This window comes from Luteimonas terrae (assembly GCF_004358165.1).
GTDB classification, from domain to species: Bacteria; Pseudomonadota; Gammaproteobacteria; order Xanthomonadales; family Xanthomonadaceae; genus Luteimonas; species Luteimonas terrae.
This window is the reverse complement of sequence record NZ_SMTG01000002.1, coordinates 118,323-137,712: the sequence shown is the minus strand read 5'-3', so window position 1 is coordinate 137,712 and position 19,390 is coordinate 118,323. Positions and strand designations below refer to the sequence as shown.

The window sequence follows — 19,390 nt, the reverse complement described above, 5'->3', positions numbered from 1 at the left end:
CAGACCGCCATCCGGCGATCGCCGCAGGGCATCACACCCAACCGAAGTGGTGGAACATCCGGAACAGGCCGTAGGCGATGCCGCCCGACATCGGGATCGTCAGGATCCACGCCCAGATCATCTTGTTCACGACCGACCACTTGATCGCGTTGAGGCGCTTGGCCGTGCCCACGCCCATGATCGCCGAGGAGATGTTGTGGGTCGTCGACACCGGAATGCCCAGCGACGAGGCGCCGAGGATCACCGAGGCCGCGCTCGTTTCCGCGGCAAAGCCGTGGATCGGGTGCAGCTTGACCAGCTTGTGACCCAGTGTCTTGATGATGCGCCAGCCGCCGGCCGCGGTACCGGCGGCCATCACCACGGCGCAGGTGATCTTGATCCACAGGTCGATGTCGCCGTTGGCCAGCGCGGTCTCCGAGGGATGCAGGAACGCCAGCCAGCCCGGCAGATTGTCCAGCGTGCCGACACTCTGCGCACTGACCAGGGTCAGCGCGACGATGCCCATGGTCTTCTGCGCATCGTTCATGCCGTGCGCGAAGCCCATGCCGGCCGCAGACACGATCTGCGCCTTGCCGAACACGCTGTTGACCCAGCGGGGCCGCGCGATGCGGGCGAGGAAGCCACCGCTGCGCGCCATCATCGAGATCACGAAGAACAGCACGCCCATCAGGAAGAAGCCTGCGGCGAAGCCGAGCACCGGCGAACTCACCATCGGCACCACGACCTTCCACAGCACACCGGCGCTGCGCCAGATGGGATCGGCCGGCTCGGACCAGATCACCACGTCGAGATTGTTCGATGCCGCGGCCAGCGCCGCGCCGATCAGGCCGCCGATCAGCGCATGCGAGGACGACGACGGCAGGCCCCACCACCAGGTGATCAGGTTCCAGACGATGCCGCCCAGCAGCGCGCACAGGATCAGCTGCGAGCCGACGTCGATGACGCCGGCGTCGATCAGGCCCGAGGAGATGGTCTTGGCGACCGCCGTGCCCATCAGCGCGCCGATCAGGTTCATCGATGCGGCCAGGCCCACCGCCTGCATGGGCGACAGCACCTTGGTGGCGACGACGGTCGCGATCGAGTTGGCGGTGTCGTGGAAACCGTTGATGTATTCGAACACCAGCGCGGTCGCGACCACGATCAGCACGAGGGTCAGCATGATCGACGGCCCGTCAGGAGTTCTTGAGCACGATCTCGTAGGCGACCACGCCGGCCTCGCGGCAGCGGTCGATCGCCTTCTCGAGGATCTCGAAGAATTCCTTGAGCAGGAACATCTGCAGCGGCTCGAGCTTGCCCGAATAGATGTCGCGGTAGAGCTCGAGCATCAGCCGGTCGGCCTCGTTCTCCAGCGCGCGCAGCTCGTCGTTGAGCGCCTTCATCGGCTCGAGCTTCATGCTGCGCAGGGTCTTGACCATCTTCACCACTACGGCCGAAGCCTGCTCGAGCATCGCCGCGCGCGGCGCGAAGTCGATGTGCTCGAGGTGGCGCGTGGCCAGCGAGTAGCGATCGGCGAACTTCTCGATCTGCTTGGGAATCTTGTACAGCGCCGAACCCAGCGCTTCGATGTCCTCGCGCTCGATCGGGGTGATGAAGCTGTCCACCAGCGCCTGGCTGATCTTCTCCGACGCCTCGCGCTCGCGCATGCGCGCCAGCTTGAAGGCGTCCAGCGCCGGCTGGCGATCGGACTCGCGCAGCATCGAATGCAGCGCCACGGCGCTGTCGTGGGCGGCCACGGCGGCCTCCTCGAGCAGCGTGTAGAACTGGTTGCCTTGGCCGAAGATGGTTTGCAGGGAGAACATGCCGGACGCCTTTGGATCGCGCGCCCGGGGCCGGGCGCTTTGCGCAAGGCGCGGATTATGACGGTTCGATGACACCTGCGCACAGTCCGGGCGCGCCCGAGGGGTGCCGCGGCCGTCACGCGGGGGGCTGCTATAGTCCCCGCGCGCCTCCTGCGCTGTTCATATTCCAGATGGAAGACGACTCTAGACCGCCCCCTGCGACGTCCCCCGCGATGTCCCCCGCCGCCGCCTCCCCCGATGCCACGCATCGCTCCCGTTCCGGCAGGAGGCCCCGGCAATGCTCGAACTGATCCTCATCGTCCTGGCCCTGATCGCCTGCAACGCGTTCTTCGCGTTGTCGGAAATGTCGGTGGTCACCTCGCGCAAGCCGCGCCTGAAGCAGATGGCCGGCGAACACCGCGCCGCGCGCACCGCGCTGGAGCTGGCCGAACATCCCGAACGCTTCCTGTCGACCGTGCAGGTGGGCATCACGACGATCGGCGTGCTGACCGGCATGCTCGGCGGCGACGCGCTCGGCAGCCTGATCGGCAACTGGCTGGCGTCCAGCCTGCCGATTCTCGGCAGCTATGCCTCGACCGTCGGCACCGTGCTCGCGGTCAGCCTGATCACGTTCCTGACGATCGTGTTCGGCGAACTGCTGCCCAAGCGCCTGGCGCTGCTGGCGCCCGAACGGCTGGCCTCGGTGGTGGCGCTGCCAATGCACTGGCTGTCGCGCATCGCAACGCCGGCGGTCTGGCTGCTCAGCGCCAGCGTGCGCGGGCTGCTGAAGGTGCTGCGCCTGGACAAGACCGAAGCGGCGCAGGTCTCCGAGGAAGAGATCCGCATGCTCGTCAGCGAGAGCCACGAGCAGGGCGTGATCGACGCCGACGAACGCAACATGGTCAACCGCGTGCTGACGCTGGGCGACCGCGACGCGGAAAGCCTGATGACGCCGCGCACGCGCATCGCCTGGCTCGACATCGGCGCCGGCTTCGAGGAAAACCTCGCCGAAATGCGCGAGACGCCCTACTCCCGCTATCCGGTGTTCCGCGGCAACGATTCGGACGTCGTCGGCGTGCTCGAGATCAAGTCGCTGATCGACCGGCTCGAGAAAAAGGAATTCGACCTCTTCAAGTACCTGCGCGAACCGCTGTTCGTGTCCGAGTCGACGCCTGCGATGAAGCTGCTGGAGATCCTGCGCGAGAACCAGCAGTCGCTGGCGCTGGTGGTCGACGAATACGGCGACATCACCGGCATGGTGACGCTCAACGACGTGATGGAAGCGGTGATCGGCCGCACCCAGAGCAGCGGTCTGGACGCGACGCCGCTGGTGGTGCAACGCGAGGACGGCTCGATGCTGGTCGACGGCACGCTGCCGGTCGAAACCCTGCGCGAACTGCTCGGCGGCGGCGACCTGCCGGGCGAGGACGAGCACATCTTCCACACCGCCGCCGGCATGACGATCGCGCGCTTCGGCCGCATTCCCAACGTCGCCGAACACTTCGAATGGAATCACTGGCGCATCGAGATCGTCGATCTCGACGGACCGCGGGTCGACAAGCTACTGCTGCAGCGCCGGTCCGATGCGGACGTGGTCGCCGATGACGCCTGACGTCGGCTCGCGCGAGGAAGCAGGCACGCGCGACTTGCTCGCGGCGATGGCGCTCGGTGAACCGGGCGACCAGCTGCGTTTCGCCGACCTGCTGACCGGTCTGGGCAAGCGGGTGTTCGGCATGATGCTGTTCGTCGCCACCCTGCCCGCCTTCATCCCGATACCGGGTGTCGGCGGCGCGATCGGCGGCCCGCTGGTCGTGCTGGTCGGTGCGCAGTTGCTGATCGGGCTGCGCAAGCCGTGGCTGCCGGCCTGGCTGGCCGAACGCGGCCCGCATCGCAGCGCCGTGCAACGGTTCGAGATCGTGCTGGAGCCCTGGTTCCGCCGCCTCGAGCGCTTCAGTCGCCCGCGTCTGCCGGGCGTGCTGGACCACCGCGCCGCGATCATGTTCACCGGGCTGCAGCTGGTGCTGCTCGGCGTGCTGCTGGCGCTGCCGATTCCGTTCACCAACTACGTGTTCGGCCTGCTGCTGCTGGCCTACGCGCTCGCGCTGCTGGAACGCGACGGCGCGCTGATGGTGTGGGCCTGGGTCGGCGGCGCCGTCGCCATCGGGTTCTTCGGCGTGCTCAGCGGCGCCCTGGCGACGGCTGCCGGCGACTGGCTGGGCCGGTTGTTCTAGCGGTGCATCCCGCTGGCTCGTGACAACGAGATGGCGCTGGGTTATCAGCGACGCCAGTCCACGCTTTCGTCCTGCAGCTCGCGGCGCCGCGCTGCGTACTCCGCAGCGTCGATGCGCCCTTCGGACAGCAGCGCATCCAGCGCAGTCATGCGCACGTGCACCGGCAGCACCGGCGCGGCGATCCCGACCGCCATCACTTCCGGCGGCCACGCGCGCCGGTGCGCGAGCACCAGCCGCACACACGCGACACCGGCGACGGCCCAGACCACCAGGCCCGCCAGCAGGCAGAACACTTCCAATGGGGACCAGACACCCATCGCGAATCCACGCGCATTCGGGAGGGCGAGCATATCGGCCGGGCCGTGATGGGAACTGTCAGGCATCGCCGCGACCGTCGGCACCGCGCCAAGGTGTGACGGGCGTCGCGGGCGCCGGTGTCACGCCCCGCCGGGCCGAAGCCTTGGAGCTGCAATGCGTTCCGCCGCCTGCTCGGCCGTTCGCGCGTCAACGGCGGAAAGCAGTGGCCTGACAACGGCAGGCAGACCCGGAACACGGGCGACAGCAGGGACCGCTATCAGGACGCAGCTTGAAGCGTCAGCGTTCATCCCAGCAACGCATCGAACTCCCGCGCCGTCATCGGCACGCCCAGCCAGAACCCCTGCCCCAGATCGCAGCCGCGATCGCGCAGCACCTCGAACTGGCCTTCCTTCTCGACGCCTTCGGCAACCACGGTAATGCCGATCGAATGCGCCATCGAGATGATCGCCGTGGTCAGTGCGAGATCGTCGGGGTCGCGCAGCACGTCGGCGACGAAGCTGCGGTCGATCTTCACCCCGTCCACCGGCACGCGCCGCAGATGACTCAGGCCCGAAAAACCGGTGCCGAAATCGTCCAGCCAGATCTTCACGCCCAAGGTGCGCAGCGCGTTGAGCAGTTGGCCGATGCGGGCCTCGTCGCCGATCACCGCGGTCTCGGTCAGTTCCAGATGCAGATGCCGCGGCGACAGGCCGGACTCGCGCAGGGCCGCCTCGACCTCGCTGGCGAAGGCCGCACCGCGCAGCTGGCGCGGGGACACGTTGACCGCGACGAACAGGTCGGCCGCGGCCGGGAACCGCTGCTGCCAGGCCTGCGTGTCCACGCAGGCCGCGTGCAGCACCTGCGGGCCGATCACGTCGATCAGCCCGCTCTGTTCGGCCACGTCGATGAACACCGGCGGCGCCACGCTGCCGAACTCGGGGTGCTGCCAGCGCAGCAGCGCTTCCACGCCCACCAGGGTGCGGTCTTCCATGCGCATCACCGGCTGGTAGGCCAGGCTCAGTTCGCCGCGTTCCCAGGCGCCGCGCAATTCGTGCTCCATGTGCATGCGCCGCTCGACCGCCTGGTCCATCGCCAGGCTGTAGAAGCGGTGCCCGTTCTTGCCGGCCAGCTTGGCCTGGTACATGGCGATGTCGCCGTTCTTGAGCAGCATCGCGGCGCTGGTGGCATCGTCCGGGAACAGAGTGATGCCGATGGAGATGCCCAGAAACACGCGCCGGCCTTCGACCTCGATCGGCCGCGCGACTTCCTCCACCAGTCGCGTCGCCAGCTGTCCGGCGACCTTGCGCAGATCGGCGCCGTCGCCATCGGGCAACTGCAGCAGCACCACGAACTCGTCGCCGCCGAATCGGGCCAGCAGCGCGTCGGCAACATCGAACTCGCGCACCGCCGCGTCGATGCGCGCGGTGAACTGGATCAGCGCTTCGTCGCCGGCATCGTGGCCGAGGGTGTCGTTGACGCGCTTGAAGTCGTCGACGTCGGCGAACAGCAGCGCCACCCGCCCGGCCGCCCCCTGCATCGCCAGCAGGCGCTGGTCCAGCGACTCGCGCAGGGCCAGCCGGTTGGCCAGCCCGGTCAGCGAATCGGTGTAGGCCATGCGGCGGATGTCACGGTCGTGGCGCGCGATGCTGTCGCGCATGCGGTCGAAGGCGCGCACCAGATCGCCGATCTCGTCGCCGCGATCGTCGGCCGGCACCACCACGTCGTAGTTGCCGGACTCGATCTGCTGCGCGGCACCGGCGAGCTGCCGCACCGGCCGCACCAGCCGCCGCTGCAGCAGGGCCGCGACCAGAGCGCCCAGCCCCACCAGCACCACCAGCAGCAGGCCGACCGCGATCAGATGCCGCCGGGCGATCTCGTCGAGCCGCGCCTGCATCGCGGCGACCATCGCGTCCTCGTCCTGCTTGGCCGTCGCCAGCGAATAGCCGATGCGCACGCCGCCCAGACGCTGGTCGCCGATACGGATCGGCATCGACACGTCGAGCAGCTTGCCGTCGCTCTGCATGTGCTGCGCGGTCGCGGCGACCACCTCCAGCGCGAACGGGTCGTCCATGCGCTGGCCGAACCGCTCCAGGTCACGACTGCCGTCGTGGACGATGTTGCCGTCGGCGTCGTAGACGATCACGTAACTCACGTCGGGCTGCCGCAGCACGTTGCCGATGGCCGCGCCGACCGATTCGAGGTCGAAGTAGTACAGCGGGTTGACCAGCGCGTCGGCGACCTGCGCCGAGACCGCCTCGCCACGCAGCAGCAGCCGTTGTGAGGCCAGCGCGTGCATCGAGCGCTGGCTCAGCGCGAGGATCTGCCGCTGCGCCTGCTCCTGCTGCTGCAGCACCAGGGCCACCGACACCAGGCCGGCGAGCACCGCAGCGCCGGCCAGCGCCAGGAACGTGGCCTGCAGGCCGGTCCGCAACTTCATTCGACGTCCACCACGACGCGCGACGCACCGCTGCGCAGCAGGTCGAGCTCGGCGCGGGTGCGGGCGTCCACCGGCAGGAACGCGGTCGTGCGGAAGAACTGGCGCATGGCGTTCGCGGCCGCCGGATCGCGACTGGCTTCGACCAGCACCTCGCGCAGGCGCGCGGCGACGCGGGCATCGAGATCGCCCCGCACGATCTCCAGTGCCCGCGGGAACGGCGCGGTTTCGCGGAAGATCACGAAATCGCGCTTGAATGCCGCCGGCACGCGTCGTGCGTTGTCCCAGTCGAGGTTGCTCATCGCCCCGGCGTCGACCAGATGCTTGTGCACCCAGGACGACATGTTGAGTTCGGAGCGCGCGAACAGATAGCCGACCGAATTGGCCTCGGGCTGGTCGAGCGGCGAGAGCAGGATTTCCAGCTTCATGTCGCGGGCCAGCAGCTCGGCGGCGGGCACGAAGTAGGCGCTGGTCGACTGCCGGTTCTGGAACACGATGCTCTTGCCGCGCAGATCCTCGAGCGAACGGATGCCGCTGTCGCGCCGGGCGAAATACACCGTGTGGTAGTGGCTCACGCCGTTGCGCTCGGTCAGCAGCAGCGTGCGCGCGCCGGCGCGGGCCTCGAGCAGCATCGCGCCGCTGGCGGTCTCGGTCACCCAGTCCACGCGCCCGCGCCGCAGATAGCTCTGCATCTGCTGGACGTCGCGCGCCATGAGGACGCGACCTTCGGTGATGCCGACGTCGCCCATCCGCGCCACCACGTAGTCCAGCAGCGGCTTGAGCTGTTCGTAGTGGGCCTTGGGATCGTCGCTGATGCGTCCGAGCACCAGCACGTTGCGCGGCTCGGCGGCCTGCGCCGGCGACGCCAGCAGCAGCGCCGACAGCACGCCCGACATCAACCAGCCGAAGAAGGGGCGCAGGTGCAAGACGTGTCCGGGCGGCGGGGACGAAGCCGAAAGCCTAGCCGAAAACCGGCCTCAACCGGCGTTCCGCGCGCCGGCCAGCCGGGCCATGCGCTGGGCGTCGGCGAGGATGCCGCGCAGCAGGCGCACCTCCTTCTCGTCCAGCCCGGTGCGCACGAACAGCCGACGCAGCTTGCGCATCGCCGATTCCGGGGCCCGGCCCTTGTGGAAATCGATCGCGTCCAGGGTCTCGGCCAACTGCCCGAAGAACCCTTCCAGCTCGGCATGCGGCACCGCCGCCGGATTGACCGGCGCGATCGCCGCGGATGCGGTGTCGCCCTCTCCCAGCAGCGCCAGGCGCAGCTCGTAGCTGAGCACCTGCACGGCCGCGGCGAGGTTGAGCGAGCTGTAGTCCGGATTGGCCGGGATGTGCACTGCGGCGTGGCAGAGCTGCAGCTCCTCGTTGTCCAGACCCGTACGCTCGCGGCCGAACACCAGCGCGACCTCACCCCCCGCGGCTGCTTCGGCATGCGCGGACGCGGCGGCGTCGCGCGGCCGCAGCTCGCGCAGTTGCACGCGGCGGCTGCGCGCCGTGCAGCCCAGCACCAGCCGACAATCGGCGACCGCCTCGGCCAGGGTGTCGAAACGCGCGGCGTGACTCAGGATGTCGTCGGCGCCGGCGGCCATCGCGTCGGCTTCCGCGTGCGGGAATTTCTGCGGGGCCACCAGCACCAGACGGTGCAGTCCCATGGTCTTGATGGCACGCGCGGCCGAGCCGATGTTGCCCGGATGCTGGGTGCCGACGAGCACGATGCGCAGGCGGTTGGCGGGGCCGACAACGGCGGCGGTGTCCGTTCCGGACTCGGGATTCAGGGGCGCTTGCATGGCGCGAATGGTAAACTGCCCGACCGGCCAAGCGCCGGCACTGCTCTTTCTCCCCTCGATCCTGCCCGCGCCCGGAGTCGTCCGCGATGCTTCAACCTGCTGTCAATGTCATGGTCAAGGCGGCGCGCGCCGGCGGTGGCGTCCTGTTGCGCAACATGCACAAGCTCGACGCGCTCAACGTCGTCGAGAAGGCCCGCCACGACTACGCCAGCGAAGTCGACGGCCTCGCCGAAGAGGCGATCGTCAAGGAACTGCGCCGCGCCTATCCCGAGTACGCGGTGCTCGGCGAGGAAGGCGGTGCCAAGCCCGGCCGCGGCGGCCCGAGCCGCTACACCTGGGTCATTGATCCGCTCGACGGCACCAGCAACTACCTGCGCGGCTTCCCGCACTGGTGCGTCTCGATCGCGCTGGTCGAGGGCGCCGAGCCGCTGCACGGCGTGATCTTCGACCCGCTGCGCAACGAGCTGTTCACCGCCACCCGCGGCGCCGGCGCGCAGCTCAACGAGCGCCGCATCCGCGTGTCCGAGCGCAAGGAACTGAACGGCGCGATCCTCGGCACCGGCTTCGCGCCGCGCGAGCGCAAGCGCGTTGGCGCGCAGCTGCGTGCGATCGAGGCCCTGCTCGAGTCGGCCGAGGACGTCCGGCGCACCGGGTCGGCCGCGCTGGACCTGGCCTACGTGGCCGCGGGTCGCAGCGACGGCTATTTCGAAGCCGGCGTGCATCCCTGGGACATCGCCGCGGGCGTGCTGCTGGTGCGCGAGGCCGGTGGCCGCATCAGCGACTTCAAGGGCCGCGCCACCGGCCCGATGAACGTCGCCTTCGCCGGTGGACGCGAGATCGTCGCCGGCAACGTGCGCATCGTCGAGCCGCTGCAGAAGACGCTGGTCGATTCGGGTTACGCGAAGGAATTCGCGTAAGCCTGCACGCCAGGCTGGATCATGGAGGGCCGCGCATTGCGCGGCCTTCTGCGTTCTGGACGTGGGCCGCGTCCGTAGAAGCTCGTCGCGGGGGATCCCATGTGGGAACGCGCTCGCGCGCGATTCGGGGATCGGAGCCGCTGACGTCGCCCCCGGAATCGCGCGCAAGCGCGCTCCCACACGGGCAGGCCCCGCAGGATGGGTGGGGCGCAGCGAAAACCCGTCGCCATGCCAGAGCGCTCGGGAAGACAGTCGTCCCCCAGCTCCACCTGAAGCACCTGCGACTCCGCCTGTTGTCGTCGCAAGCGCAGACGTTGCGGCGATGGGTCTACCCATCTGCGAACAGACGCCCAAAAAAAAAGCCGCGCTTGCGCGCGGCTCTTCCAGGCCTGCGATCCCGACCGGGAATCAGGGGCGACGCTCGAGCGCCGCCTCGTCCCGCGCCTTGGGCAGCAGATCCTGCTTGGTCACCTTGAGCACGCCGTAGGTCAGCAGCGGACAGGCGATCAGCACCGACGACAGCGTCGCCACCACCGCGCCCAGCATCTGGGTCAGCGCCAGGCCTTCGAGCGAACCACCGCCGTAGAGGAACAGCGCGAGCACGGACAGGAAGAACACCAGCGACGTGATGATGGTGCGCGAGAGGGTCTGGTTGATCGAGCGGTTGAAGATCTCCAGCGGCTCGGCGCGCACGCCGCGGAAATTCTCGCGCACGCGGTCGAAGACCACGATGGTGTCGTTGATCGAGAAGCCCATGACCGACAGCAGGCCGGCCAGCACGGTCAGGTCGAATTCGCGTCCGGTCAGGGCGAACAGGCCTGCGACCACGGCCACGTCGAACAGCGTGGTGACGCTGGCGACCACGGCGAACTTCCACTCGAAGCGGAAACTGATGTACAGCAGGAAGCCCACCAGCACGAAGATCGCCGCGTAGATGGCGTTCTTGCGCAGGTCGCCCGACACCTGTGAACCGATCGACTCGGTGCTCAGGATACGGCCGGGATTGTCCGCCGTCGTCGCGGCCTCGAGCACGTGCTGGGCGAGTTCGGCGTTGTCGTCGATGTGCGCGATGTCCTCGGCGGCGCGCACCCGGATCAGCAGGTCGTTGCCGCTGCCGAAGGTCTGCACCTGCGCGTTCTCGATGTCGGCCGCTTCCAGACGCTCGCGCACGTCGTCGACGCTGACCGGATTCTCGAAGCGGACGTTCACCGCGGTGCCGCCGGTGAAGTCGAGCGCGAAGTTGAACCCCTTCAGGCCGATGACGGCGAAGGCACCGACGAACGCCAGCAGCGCGATGGTGATGAAGATGTGCCGGTACCGCATGAAATCGATGCGGGTGTTCGCCGGGACGAGGGTCAACGGGAAAATTTTCATGGGGTCTCTCCCGTCAGATCGCCAGGGACTTGAGCTTCTTGCGCGGCGCGTAGATCAGCGTCACCAGCGCACGCGACACGACGATGGCCGTGAACATGGACGCGACGATGCCGATGATCAGCGTGACCGCGAAGCCCTGCAGCGGACCGGTGCCGAAGGCATACAGCGCGATGCCCGCGATGATGCCGGTGAGGTTGGAGTCGAAAATGGTGTCCGACGCCTTTTCGTAACCGGTCACGATCGCCGCCTTGGGCGGCATTCCGGCCCTGAGTTCCTCGCGGATGCGCTCGTTGATCAGCACGTTGGCGTCGACCGACAGGCCGATCGACAACGCCAGACCGGCGAAACCGGGCAGCGACATCGTCGCGCCGAACAGCGACATCACCGCGACCACGATCAGCAGGTTCAGGATCAACGCCAGACAGGTGACGATGCCGAACATGCGGTAATAGATCATGAAGAAGATCAGGGTGAACACGAACGCGTAGAGCACCGCGGTGACGCCGCGCTCGACGTTCTCCGCGCCCAGGCTCGGGCCGACGACGCGTTCTTCGACGAAGTCCATCGGCGCGGCCAGCGCACCGGCCTTGAGCTGGCGGGCCAGGTCGTTGGCTTCCTCGCGCGACAGACCGGTGGTCTGGAACTCGCGGCCGAACACGCCCTGGATGGTCGAGGAGCTGATCACGCGTTCCACCGAGCGTGCCGAGCGCACTTCCTGGCCGTCGACGATGCGTACGGTCGGGATGCGCTCGACGTAGACGATGCCCAGGCGCTGGCCGACGTTCTGCAGCGTGTGGTCGAGCATGCGCTTGCCGCCGGCGCTGTTGAGCGTGATGCCCACCGACGGCAGGCCGGTCTTGGAATCGGTCTGCGGGTTGGCATTGATCAGCTGGTCGCCCGACACCAGGATGCGGCGCGAGAGCAGCAGCGGCGTGCCGGCCTCGTTGTAGTAGATGCGCGAATCGGCCGGGATGTTGCCCGACGCGACCGCGGCCGCGGCCTGGTTCTCGTCGCCGGTGACGGCGCGGAACTCCAGCGTCGCGGTCGCACCGATCAGGCGCTTGGCCTCGGCGGTGTCCTGCAGGCCCGGCAGCTGGATGACCAGGCGGTCTTCGCCCTGGCGCTGCAGCACCGGCTCGGCGACGCCGATCGCATTGATGCGGTTGGAGATCACTGTGCGGTTCTGCTCGACGGCATCGGCCGCGATGCGGTCGATCTCGCCGGCCGACAGGCGCACGGTCAGCCGGTTGCCTTCGGTCGTGATCTGCGGGCCACTGCCGCCGACGGCCTGGCCGGAGGCGCTGGCGAGGCTGGTCGCGATCTGCGTCCGCGCGGCGTTGACGTCGGCGCCTTCGGTCAGCACCACGCCGATGCTGTTGTCGGGACGACGCTCGACGCTGGAGTAGCCGATACGGGCGTCACGCAGCACGGTGCGGATGCCGTCGGCGTAACCCTCGACGCGCTTCTGCAGCGCCGCGGCCTGGTCGACCTGCATCACGAAGTGCACGCCGCCCTGCAGGTCCAGACCCAGCGTCATCGGACGTGCGCCCAGGTTCGACAGCCAGTCGGGCACGGTCGAGGCGAGGTTCAGCGCAACCGAATAATTCTCGCCCAGTACCGGACGCAGCGTGTCGGACGCCAGCGTCTGCGCGTCCGAATCGTGCAGACGCACCAGCAGGTGGTTCTCGTCGATCTCGGTCCCGACCGGCGTGACGCCAGCTTCCTTGAGCAGACCGTCGACGCGCGTCTTCAGCGCCTCGTCGATGCGGGCCTCGCTCGTGCTCGGGGTGATCTGCACCGAGGGGTTCTTCTGGTAGGCGTTGGGCAACGCGTACAGCGTCGCCACGGCCAGGACCAGCAGGATCAGGACGTACTTCCAGCGCGGAAATTCAAGCATTGCCTTGCCTCGGACGCCGCGCGGAGTGCCGGCGCCTGGAGAGATGACGGAACCGGCGACCGGGATCAGGCCGACTTCAGGGTGCCCTTGGGCAGGACGTTGCCGACCGCGCCCTTCTGCACGCGGATCTCGACGCCCGTGGCGACTTCGACGGTGATGAAGCTGTCGCCGATGTTGCGCACCACGCCGGCGATGCCGCCGTTGGTGATGACTTCGTCGCCGACCGACAGCTTGTCGAGCATCGCGCGGTGTTCCTTGGTGCGCTTCATCTGCGGGCGGATCATCAGGAAGTACATGATCGCGATCAGGATGATCGGGAAGGCCAGCGTCGACAGCAGGCTCGGCGCGGCGCCGGCGGCCGGGGCAGCGGCGTGGGCGGGGGCGATCACAAGGTCCAGCAGATTCATCGGGGCATCCATGGGTCGAAAACAGACAGCGGGCAATTATGGCACGGCCGGGCACGGGCGCAGCCCGGAAGGCCGGTGAATGGGGGGTGACGGCGTCCGGGACGTCGCAGTGACGGCTCAGGCGTCCGGATTCCCCGTCCGGGCGCGATAGAAAGAGTCGCGGAACGCGGCAAAGGTTCCCGAGGCGATCGCCGCGCGCATGTCGGCCATGAGCGTCTGGTAGTACCAGAGGTTGTGAAGAGTGCCCAGCATCGGGCCCAGCATCTCGCCGCAGCGGTCCAGATGCCGCAGGTAGGCGCGGGTGAAGCCGCCACTGCAGGCCTCGCAGCCGCAGCCTTCCTCGATCGGCCGCAGGTCCTTCTCGAACTTCGCGTTGCGGATGCGGATCACGCCGGTCGAGGTGAAGAAGTGGCCGTTGCGCGCATTCCGGGTGGGCATCACGCAGTCGAACATGTCGACACCGCGCGCGACCGCTTCGACCAGATCCTCCGGACGACCGACGCCCATCAGATAGCGCGGGCGGTCGTCGGGCAGCTGCGGCGCGGTGTGGTCGAGCATCGCGTTGCGCTCGTCCTCGGTTTCGCCCACGGCCAGACCGCCGATCGCATAACCGTCGAAGCCGATGTCCTTGAGGCCTTCGGCCGAGCGCGTGCGCAGGTCGTGGTGCACGCCGCCTTGGACGATGCCGAACAGGGCGGCGTCGTTGCCCTCATGCGCGCGCTTCGAACGCGCGGCCCAGCGCAGCGACAGCTCCATGGATTTCTCGACCACGCGCGGATGCACCGGCTTGCCGTCGATCTGCACCGGCGGGCACTCGTCGAAGATCATCACAATGTCCGAGTCGAGCACCTTCTGGATGCGCATGCTCTCTTCGGGACCGAGGAACACCTTCGCGCCATCGGTCGGCGCGGCGAAGGTCACGCCTTCCTCGGTGATCTTGCGCTTGTGCGCCAGCGAGAAGACCTGGAAACCGCCGGAATCGGTGAGGATCGGCTTGTGCCAGCGCGCGAAGCCGTGCAGGCCGCCGTGCGCTTCGATGACCTCGAGACCCGGGCGGAGATACAGATGGAAGGTGTTGCCGAGAATGATCTCCGCGCCCAGCGCGCGCACCTGCTCGGGCAGCACGCCCTTGACCGTGCCGTAGGTGCCGACCGGCATGAAGGCCGGGGTTTCGATGGTGCCGCGCGGGAACGTCAGGCGGCCGCGACGGGCGACGCCATCGGTGGTGATCAGCTCGAACTGCAATCTGGACATGGACACTCGTGGACGCGGGTAACGGTCAGGCGGCGGGCGCGTGCGCGCCCCACAGCAGCATCGCGTCGCCATAGGAGAAGAAGCGGTATTCCGCCTGCACGGCATGGTCGTAGGCCGCGAACACGCGGTCCTTGCCGGCGAAGGCCGAGACCAGCATCAGCAGCGTGGATTCGGACAGATGGAAGTTGGTCACCATCGCGTCGACGCTGCGGATGCGGTAGCCGGGGAAGATGAAGATCTGCGTCTCGCCGGCGAAGGGATGCAGTTCGCCGTCGACGCTGGCGCTCTCCAGCGCACGCACGACCGTGGTGCCGACCGCGATCACGCGACCGCCCGCCTCTCGCGTGCGGCGGATCTGCGCGACGAGTTCGGCGCCGACATTGAGCCACTCGCTGTGCATGCGGTGCTCGCGCACGTCCTCGACGCGCATGGGCAGGAAGGTGCCCGCGCCGACATGCAGCGTGACGTGACCGAACTGCACGCCGCGCTCGCGCAGGCGCGCCAGCAGCGCGTCGTCGAAATGCAGGCCGGCGGTGGGCGCGGCGACCGCGCCGACCTCGCGCGCGAACACGGTCTGGTAGCGCTCGGCGTCGTCCTGCCCCGGTTCGCGGCGGATGTAGGGCGGCAACGGCATGCGCCCGGCCTTGAGCAGCCAGGATTCGAGCGTGTCGTCGAGCTCGAAGCGCAGGTGATAGAAGCCCTCGTCGCGCGAGATCACCTCGGCGCTGCCGCCGGCATCGAGCTGGATGCGTCCGCCGGGCCTGGGCGATTTGCTGGCACCGATCTGCGCCCGCGCCTCGTTGTCCGGCAGCAGCCGCTCGATCAGGATTTCCACGCGCCCGCCGCTGTCCTTCTGGCCGAACAAGCGGGCGGGGATCACCCGCGTGTCGTTGAAGATCAGCAGGTCGCCCGGCTGCAGCAGATCCGGCAGGTCACGGACCTGGCGATCGTCGAAGCTGCCCTGCCCCGGCGGCACGACCAGCAGCCGGCTCGCCGAACGCTCGGCCAGCGGGGCCTGGGCGATCAGGTGTTCGGGCAGGTCGAAATGGAAGTCGGACTTCTTCAAGGGTCGGACGGGGGTTTGCGGGCGGACATTGTAATGAAGGCGTGTCCTGCCGCCCCGTTGCATGCACCCCCGAGTCTCTGCGGAACTCGCAGGCGACGCGATCCGCGCCTTCCCCCACGCGCGGCGGAAGGCCGGGATGGGGGCGAACCGACCGTCCCGACCTTCCTCGATCACGCGCTGCTTTCACCCGCGGGCCTGCGCGGGGCGTGGATACCGCGATCGGGCCGCTCGCCCCCACCCAACCCTCCCCCGCTTGCGGGGGAGGGCTTCAAGTCAGCAGCGGGCTGCGGAAACTACCGCTCGAATTTTGTCGAAAGAATGATTGACGACGTCGTCCGCTCCACGCCCTCGATGCAGCCGATCCGGTCGGTCAGCGCATCCATGGCGGCGACCGTCGGCACCACGCCCAGCGCGATCAGGTCGTACGGGCCGCTGACCGAATGCAGCGAGCGCACCGCGTCGATCGCGCGCAGCGCGGTCACCACCGGCGTGGTCTGGCGCGGGCGCACGGTGATCATGATGTGGGCGCGGATGTGGCCCTGCTCGAAGTCGTCGCGCACCCGCACCGTGTAGCCGCCGATCACGCCTTCGCGCTCCAGCCGCTCGATGCGGCTCTGCACCGTGGTGCGCGACAGGCCCAGCCGCCGGGCGATCTCGGCTGTGGACAGGCGGGCGTTCTCGCGCAGCAGGTTGAGCAGACGGACGTCGGCGGATTCGATGGACATGCGCAGGCCAGATTTCGGCGATCTGCCGAAATTCTATCGGCACCTCGGCAGATCGTCGCTATCGTCCGACGGAATCGTCCAGATAATGGAAAGACCGCCGAGCGCCGCGCACCGCGCGCCCCGGGCCAGGTCCCTCCACGACGTCGCCAGGAGTGTTTCGCATGTCCGTATCCCAGATCCTCGCCCCGCTGCGCGCCCACGGCGGCGCACGCCGCACCACCGGCCTGGCCGACGACGTGCTGGAACGCTTCGCCGCGACGCACCCCGAACTGGTCGAGGCCGCGCATGCCGCCGTCGAGGCGCACGCTGCGCTGACGCAGGACTTCGCCGATCTGCTGGATCTCGACGAGGACGCGCAGGCCCGCGCCGTGCAGGCCGGCTACGTGAACTTCTATCCCGGCGATGCGGTGAACCCGTACGTCGCGCTGGTCGCGCGCGGTCCGTGGATCGTCACGCTCAAGGGCGCCGTGCTCCACGATTCCGGCGGCTACGGCATGCTCGGTTTCGGCCACACGCCCAAGGCGGTGATCGAGGCGATGGCGCAGCCGGTGCCGATGGCCAACATCATGACGCCGAGCATTTCGCAGCTGAAGCTCGAGCGCGCCCTGCGCCGCGAGATCGGCCACACCCGCGGCGGCTGTCCCTTCAGCCACTTCCTGTGCCTCAATTCCGGTTCGGAGTCGGTCGGCCTGGCCGCGCGCATCGCCGACATCAACACCCGCACCCAGACCGATCCGGGTGGCCGCCACGCCGGCCGCACGGTCAAGCGCATTGTGGTCAAGGGCAGCTTCCATGGCCGCACCGAGCGCCCGGCGCTGTACTCCGATTCCTCGCGCGCGACCTACAAGAAGTACCTCGCCAGCTTCCGCGACGAGAACTCGTTGATCGCGATCGCGCCCTACGACGCCGACGCCCTGCGCCAGGCCTTCGCCGACGCCGATGCCAACGGCTGGTTCGTCGAGGCGGTGTTCCTGGAGCCGGTGATGGGCGAAGGCGATCCCGGCCGCGCGTTGCCGCCGGCGTTCTACGCCGTCGCCCGCGAACTCACCCGCGCACACGGCAGCCTGCTGCTGGTGGATTCGATCCAGGCCGGCCTGCGCGCGCACGGCGTGCTGTCGGTCGTCGACTATCCCGGGTTCGAAGGCCTCGACGCGCCGGACATGGAGACCTATTCCAAGGCGCTCAACGCCGGCCAGTACCCGCTGTCGGTGCTCGCGGTCAGCGAGCATGCGGCGCAGCTGTACAAGAGCGGCGTCTACGGCAACACGATGACCGCCAACCCGCGTGCGCTCGAAGTCGCCTGCGCGGTGCTCGGCCAGCTCACGCCCGAGGTGCGCGCGAACATCCGCGACGCGGGGCGCAAGTCGGTCGAGGCGCTCGAAGCGCTGAAGGCCGAACTCGGCGGCCTGATCACCAAGGTTCAGGGCACCGGCCTGCTGTTCTCCTGCGAACTCGCGCCGCAGTTCAAGTGCTACGGCGCGGGCTCGACCGAGGAGTGGCTGCGCGAACAGGGCCTGGGCGTGATCCACGGCGGCGCAAACTCGCTGCGCTTCACCCCGCACTTCGAGATCGGCGACGACGAGATCGCCTTGATGGTGGCGATGGTGGGCAAGGCGTTGCGCGAAGGTCCGCGCCTGTCGGACGCCGCCGCAGCCTGATAAGGTCTGCGGCCCGCGCGGCCGACCCCGGTCTGCGTCCGCCCGGGCGCAGCCGCGGTTGATGTCGCGCATCGTGCCTGGAACGACCTGATCACAGTCGGCCCTCCGCGCATTCCATGGAGGATGTGTTGCCGATGCTTCGACGTTCCGGTGTTTTCGCGCTGTCGTGCGCAGCGCTTCTGGTGTCCGCCTGTGGCAGTGAGACCGCCTCGCCGCCGACCGGCCCATCCGCCGACGCTGTCCTGTTCGGTCGACTGTTCGACGCGGGCGCCGGCACCGTCATCGAACGCGGCGTGGTGGTGATCGCAGGCGAGCGCGTACGTTGCGCCGGCGAACGTGATGCCTGCAGCTGGCGGGACGCGGACGCGCGCCACGACTATGGCGACGCGCTGCTGCTGCCGGGCTTGATCGATCTGCACGTCCATGCGCGCCCGCATTACATCGGCGCATTCGTACCCGCCGGTGTCACCACTGTCCGCGATGCAGGCAACACACTCGACAACATCGCGCAGATGCGCGCAATGCCCGGCGCGCCGCGCATCTTCGCCGCCGGGCCGTTGATCGACGGACCCGACAGCGTGATGACACCCGACGGTCCGCGACCGCTGGATGTCGAAACACTCGGCGCGCAGCCATCGCTGACGGTGGCCAGCGCCGCCGAGGCCGACGCCGCAATTGCAGCCCTCGCCGAGCACGGCGTGGACTGGATCAAGCTCTACGAGCAACTGCCGCCAGTGGTGTTCGATGCCGCGGTGGCGGCGGCCGCGCGTCATGGCCTGCCGGTGATGAGCGACCTGGGGCTGGTGGTCACGCGCGGACTTTCCGGCGCGGATGTCGATGCACGGCAGGCGGCAGCGGCCGGCGTGACCACGCTCGAGCACATCGGCGGCGCGGCGCTCTCCTATGCGAGGCTCGGCGGCGATCCGATGGCCGACACGCTGGACGACGCACACCTCGATCGGATCGTCGCCGATCTCGCCGCCAGCGGAGTCGCGGTCGTGCCGACGGCCGGCAACACGGCCCAGTTCTTCTCGCCCGACAGCCTCGAACGTGATGGTCTGCCCGGCGCCGGGCGCATCGCGCCGCACTTCGAAGGGTACTGGTCGCATCTGGCCGGCGTGCTCGCGTCCCCGGCCGCGCATGCCCGCGCGCGCGCCGACCAGCGCCTGCTCGACGCGCTGCTGCCGCGCCTGCATGCGGCGGGTGTGCCGATCGGCGCCGGCTCCGATGTGCCTGCCGCGCCCTACATCGTGCCGGGCCCGGCCCTGCACCAGGAACTCGAAGCCCTGGTGCGTGCCGGACTGAGCCCCGTGCAGGCGCTCCAGTCCGCGACCGTGGTCGCCGCCAGCATCCTGGGCCAGTCGCAGCTCGGCCGACTCGATGCCGGCGCGCTCGCCGACGTGCTCGTGGTCGATGGCGATCCGCTGGCCGACATCCGCGCGACGCGCAACGTCGTCGCAGTGTGGAAGGACGGTGCCGCGGTCGACCTGGCCGCTGCATGGCCGGTGGTCGAAGCAGCGCTCGAAGCAGCACGCGTCGAGGCCGAGGCGGCAGGCGGCTGACCG

The 19,390-nt window shown here is 68.8% G+C and carries 16 protein-coding genes and 2 pseudogenes; 5 read left to right on the top strand and 13 right to left on the bottom strand.

Annotation, left to right across the window (positions count from 1 at the left end; all coding sequences use genetic code 11):
• Positions 1-31 precede the first annotated feature (31 nt).
• Positions 32-1,159, bottom strand: coding sequence for an inorganic phosphate transporter (locus E2F49_RS00745; RefSeq protein ID WP_133392211.1), 1,128 nt, complete (start codon positions 1,157-1,159; stop codon positions 32-34).
• 13 nt (positions 1,160-1,172) lie between these two features.
• Positions 1,173-1,799, bottom strand: a complete 627-nt coding sequence (locus E2F49_RS00740) for a DUF47 domain-containing protein (RefSeq protein WP_133392210.1) — start codon at positions 1,797-1,799, stop codon at positions 1,173-1,175.
• A gap of 277 nt (positions 1,800-2,076) precedes the next feature.
• On the opposite strand from E2F49_RS00740, the gene E2F49_RS00735 reads away from it, so the two are divergent.
• Positions 2,077-3,390 carry a hemolysin family protein gene (locus E2F49_RS00735; RefSeq protein WP_133392209.1) on the top strand — a complete coding sequence of 438 codons (1,314 nt, stop codon included), beginning with the start codon at positions 2,077-2,079 and terminating at the stop codon, positions 3,388-3,390.
• Positions 3,380-4,009 (top strand): exopolysaccharide biosynthesis protein, encoded by a 630-nt coding sequence (locus E2F49_RS00730; protein WP_208004774.1) that lies wholly within the window; start codon positions 3,380-3,382, stop codon positions 4,007-4,009. Before E2F49_RS00735 ends, E2F49_RS00730 begins: the two co-directional genes overlap by 11 nt.
• A 44-nt stretch (positions 4,010-4,053) precedes the next feature.
• Here the strand turns inward: E2F49_RS00730 and E2F49_RS00725 are convergent, their stop codons facing one another.
• The 5 genes and pseudogenes from E2F49_RS00725 to E2F49_RS00710 all read right to left on the bottom strand — a co-directional run bounded on the left by E2F49_RS00725 (position 4,054) and on the right by E2F49_RS00710 (position 8,527).
• A complete protein-coding gene (locus E2F49_RS00725; RefSeq protein ID WP_133392207.1) occupies positions 4,054-4,326 on the bottom strand; it encodes a hypothetical protein in 273 nt (90 codons plus the stop codon).
• 284 nt (positions 4,327-4,610) lie between these two features.
• A pseudogene (locus E2F49_RS16765) lies at positions 4,611-5,354 on the bottom strand (putative bifunctional diguanylate cyclase/phosphodiesterase); the annotation flags it as partial.
• A 72-nt stretch (positions 5,355-5,426) separates the two neighbouring features.
• Positions 5,427-6,602 (bottom strand): annotated as a pseudogene (locus E2F49_RS16760) (diguanylate cyclase domain-containing protein); the annotation flags it as partial.
• Positions 6,603-6,739: 137 nt separating this feature from the next.
• Positions 6,740-7,636, bottom strand: a complete 897-nt coding sequence (locus tag E2F49_RS00715; protein WP_133393394.1) for a phosphate/phosphite/phosphonate ABC transporter substrate-binding protein — start codon at positions 7,634-7,636, stop codon at positions 6,740-6,742.
• Between the two features lie 81 nt (positions 7,637-7,717).
• Complete coding sequence (locus E2F49_RS00710) at positions 7,718-8,527, bottom strand: RNA methyltransferase (RefSeq protein WP_133392205.1); 810 nt, start codon at positions 8,525-8,527, stop codon at positions 7,718-7,720.
• Positions 8,528-8,613: 86 nt separating this feature from the next.
• On the opposite strand from E2F49_RS00710, the gene E2F49_RS00705 reads away from it, so the two are divergent.
• Positions 8,614-9,444, top strand: a complete 831-nt coding sequence (locus E2F49_RS00705) for an inositol monophosphatase family protein (RefSeq protein WP_055247058.1) — start codon at positions 8,614-8,616, stop codon at positions 9,442-9,444.
• Between the two features lie 408 nt (positions 9,445-9,852).
• On the opposite strand, the gene secF is transcribed toward E2F49_RS00705, so the two are convergent.
• The 6 genes from secF to E2F49_RS00675 all read right to left on the bottom strand — a co-directional run bounded on the left by secF (position 9,853) and on the right by E2F49_RS00675 (position 16,167).
• Positions 9,853-10,818, bottom strand: coding sequence for a protein translocase subunit SecF (secF, locus tag E2F49_RS00700; RefSeq protein WP_133392204.1), 966 nt, complete (start codon positions 10,816-10,818; stop codon positions 9,853-9,855).
• 13 nt (positions 10,819-10,831) lie between these two features.
• Positions 10,832-12,715, bottom strand: a complete 1,884-nt coding sequence (gene secD, locus E2F49_RS00695; protein ID WP_133392203.1) for a protein translocase subunit SecD — start codon at positions 12,713-12,715, stop codon at positions 10,832-10,834.
• Between the two features lie 65 nt (positions 12,716-12,780).
• Complete coding sequence (gene yajC / locus E2F49_RS00690; protein WP_055249755.1) at positions 12,781-13,122, bottom strand: preprotein translocase subunit YajC; 342 nt, start codon at positions 13,120-13,122, stop codon at positions 12,781-12,783.
• 117 nt (positions 13,123-13,239) lie between these two features.
• Positions 13,240-14,376 carry a tRNA guanosine(34) transglycosylase Tgt gene (tgt, locus tag E2F49_RS00685; protein ID WP_133392202.1) on the bottom strand — a complete coding sequence of 379 codons (1,137 nt, stop codon included), beginning with the start codon at positions 14,374-14,376 and terminating at the stop codon, positions 13,240-13,242.
• Positions 14,377-14,401: 25 nt separating this feature from the next.
• The gene (queA, locus tag E2F49_RS00680; protein WP_055247049.1) at positions 14,402-15,442 is read right to left on the bottom strand and encodes a tRNA preQ1(34) S-adenosylmethionine ribosyltransferase-isomerase QueA; all 1,041 of its coding nucleotides are present in this window, start codon (positions 15,440-15,442) and stop codon (positions 14,402-14,404) included.
• Between the two features lie 293 nt (positions 15,443-15,735).
• Positions 15,736-16,167, bottom strand: coding sequence for an Lrp/AsnC family transcriptional regulator (locus tag E2F49_RS00675; protein WP_133392201.1), 432 nt, complete (start codon positions 16,165-16,167; stop codon positions 15,736-15,738).
• 161 nt (positions 16,168-16,328) lie between these two features.
• Here E2F49_RS00675 and E2F49_RS00670 point away from each other — a divergent pair, with 161 nt between their 5' ends.
• Together E2F49_RS00670 and E2F49_RS00665 are read left to right on the top strand one after the other, a co-directional pair.
• Positions 16,329-17,825: an aminotransferase class III-fold pyridoxal phosphate-dependent enzyme gene (locus E2F49_RS00670; RefSeq protein WP_133392200.1), complete on the top strand. Its 1,497-nt coding sequence runs from the start codon at positions 16,329-16,331 to the stop codon at positions 17,823-17,825.
• Between the two features lie 134 nt (positions 17,826-17,959).
• Positions 17,960-19,387, top strand: coding sequence for an amidohydrolase family protein (locus tag E2F49_RS00665; protein ID WP_165971083.1), 1,428 nt, complete (start codon positions 17,960-17,962; stop codon positions 19,385-19,387).
• The last annotated feature ends 3 nt before the right edge of the window (positions 19,388-19,390 follow it).

Excerpts from the sequence above, each read along its gene's own strand:
- E2F49_RS00715 (WP_133393394.1), bottom strand. The coding sequence starts at position 7,636 with ATGTCGGGCGTGCTGTCGGCGCTGCTGCTGGCGTCGCCGGCGCAGGCC.
- tgt (WP_133392202.1), bottom strand. The coding sequence starts at position 14,376 with ATGTCCAGATTGCAGTTCGAGCTGATCACCACCGATGGCGTCGCCCGT.
- E2F49_RS00675 (WP_133392201.1), bottom strand. The coding sequence starts at position 16,167 with ATGTCCATCGAATCCGCCGACGTCCGTCTGCTCAACCTGCTGCGCGAG.
- E2F49_RS00745 (WP_133392211.1), bottom strand. The coding sequence starts at position 1,159 with ATGCTGACCCTCGTGCTGATCGTGGTCGCGACCGCGCTGGTGTTCGAA.
- E2F49_RS00740 (WP_133392210.1), bottom strand. The coding sequence starts at position 1,799 with ATGTTCTCCCTGCAAACCATCTTCGGCCAAGGCAACCAGTTCTACACG.
- E2F49_RS00665 (WP_165971083.1), top strand. The coding sequence starts at position 17,960 with ATGCTTCGACGTTCCGGTGTTTTCGCGCTGTCGTGCGCAGCGCTTCTG.
- secF (WP_133392204.1), bottom strand. The coding sequence starts at position 10,818 with ATGAAAATTTTCCCGTTGACCCTCGTCCCGGCGAACACCCGCATCGAT.
- secD (WP_133392203.1), bottom strand. The coding sequence starts at position 12,715 with ATGCTTGAATTTCCGCGCTGGAAGTACGTCCTGATCCTGCTGGTCCTG.
- E2F49_RS00705 (WP_055247058.1), top strand. The coding sequence starts at position 8,614 with ATGCTTCAACCTGCTGTCAATGTCATGGTCAAGGCGGCGCGCGCCGGC.
- E2F49_RS00730 (WP_208004774.1), top strand. The coding sequence starts at position 3,380 with ATGACGCCTGACGTCGGCTCGCGCGAGGAAGCAGGCACGCGCGACTTG.
- E2F49_RS00710 (WP_133392205.1), bottom strand. The coding sequence starts at position 8,527 with ATGCAAGCGCCCCTGAATCCCGAGTCCGGAACGGACACCGCCGCCGTT.
- yajC (WP_055249755.1), bottom strand. The coding sequence starts at position 13,122 with ATGAATCTGCTGGACCTTGTGATCGCCCCCGCCCACGCCGCTGCCCCG.
- E2F49_RS00670 (WP_133392200.1), top strand. The coding sequence starts at position 16,329 with ATGTCCGTATCCCAGATCCTCGCCCCGCTGCGCGCCCACGGCGGCGCA.
- E2F49_RS00725 (WP_133392207.1), bottom strand. The coding sequence starts at position 4,326 with ATGGGTGTCTGGTCCCCATTGGAAGTGTTCTGCCTGCTGGCGGGCCTG.
- E2F49_RS00735 (WP_133392209.1), top strand. The coding sequence starts at position 2,077 with ATGCTCGAACTGATCCTCATCGTCCTGGCCCTGATCGCCTGCAACGCG.